The 1,515-nt window shown below is 42.4% G+C and carries 2 protein-coding genes; both read left to right on the top strand.

Features of this window, described 5'->3' with window-relative positions:
* Positions 1–876: RHS repeat-associated core domain-containing protein (locus ACLQ3M_RS14790; protein ID WP_411678462.1), on the top strand; the 876-nt coding region annotated here is incomplete at its 5' end.
* Positions 877–890: 14 nt separating this feature from the next.
* Complete coding sequence (locus tag ACLQ3M_RS14785) at positions 891–1,358, top strand: hypothetical protein (RefSeq protein ID WP_411678461.1); 468 nt, start codon at positions 891–893, stop codon at positions 1,356–1,358.
* Positions 1,359–1,515: the final 157 nt, after the last annotated feature.

Below are 1,515 nucleotides of genomic sequence, written 5' to 3'. Positions count from 1 at the left end.
GAATACACCTATGACGCCTGGGGCAAGCCGCTCAGCACCACCTATGAGAACGGCTATGAAGAAGTTGCCCAAGCAAATCCGTTCCGTTACAGGGGCTACTACTACGATTCCGAAACCGGGCTGTATTATCTTAATGATAGATATTACGATCCAGTGACATGCCGAATGTTAAACGCAAATAGTATGGTTGGAGTGGGAACTCGAGTAAGTTCATATAATATGTTTGCCTATTGTGATAACAATCCAATTAGCAGGTCGGATTCCTCTGGTCAGTGGTTTGGCTTAGATGATCTAATAGCGGGCGCGGTGGGTGCAGTGGCAGGAGTGGCTGCCCAATTTGTCAGTGATGCATTAGTAAGCGTTGCTAGTGGTGAGTGGGAATTTTCCAATTGGCAGACATATGCAGGGGCTGCAGTTGGTGGTGCAATTGGAGGAGTAGTTACATTATATGCTGGACCTATAGTGGGAGCGGCAACTGCCGCTGGTGCATCAACTCTAATTGGCCAAACATTAGAGAATGTTACATCAGGCGGAACAAAACGCTCAGCCAGGACAATACTACTCAATAGTGGAACCGATACGGTGATCGGAGCAGCCGCAGGAAAATTTTTGCCTGTCAAAGTGCCGGGTATAACTACGGGCAGGAATAGTATGGAGGCAGTTTTTTCCTCTGGCATAACGAAGATAAGGAATGGCGTTGCAAGCAGGATGTCTGCTAAAGTTGTTGGAAAAGGTATTACTGCAAGTGTTATTTCAGATTCTGGTGCAACTGCTTTCTCTGCTTTAATAAATTATCTGAAGGATGCATATGAAAGCTATGATCATAAGGCGCAAAGCAATGTACCATCTGGACCAATGTACTGGACTCATGGGTAGGGCGGTAAGATAAAGTGGATTTAGATATTTTGATATATTCTTATGTTGTTTGGGCAATAGGTCTAATCGTTATTTATTGGATTGTAAGGGCAATGATTTCGAAGGTGGTTTTAAAACCTGAAAAGGCCTTTCCATCCAAACGAGAATTTATGACTCGAAATGTGAAAAGATTAAATTTATTTGCAAGGTTAGTTGGTACCTTTTTATGTATAGTTATAATTTGGTCAATTGTTATCCCCGGTACATTAGACTTACCTATGGCTCTAAAAGGTGAATACGTGTCAGTTTATTGTAAGGCAACGGATGAGGATCCCAGCAGAAATGGGATCCTCAATATGACACAAGAAGCTGGTTTCATCACTGCAAACGGAAATAAGTTGAATTTATCAATGTTTCCTAAAAAATATCAAAAGGACAAAAATTTCATTGTTCATTACTTGCCTCATATGAAGATTGGATGTATTGCTAAAAAAATAGGATGAAGTTGTTTCAGGTGACTGATTTAATGCCATATCGTTGACAGCAATGTCAACCTGGTAGCCGAATACACCTATGACGCCTGGGGCAAGCCGCTCAGCACCACCTATGAGAACGGCTATGAAGAAGTTGCCCAAGCAAATCCGTTCCGTTACAGGGGCT

Origin of the sequence: Caproicibacter sp. (genome assembly GCF_046707225.1) — a bacterium.
Lineage (GTDB): Bacteria > Bacillota > Clostridia > Oscillospirales > Acutalibacteraceae > Caproicibacter.
The sequence above is the reverse complement of the archived record's forward strand: the minus strand, read 5'-3'. Positions and strand labels throughout refer to the sequence as shown.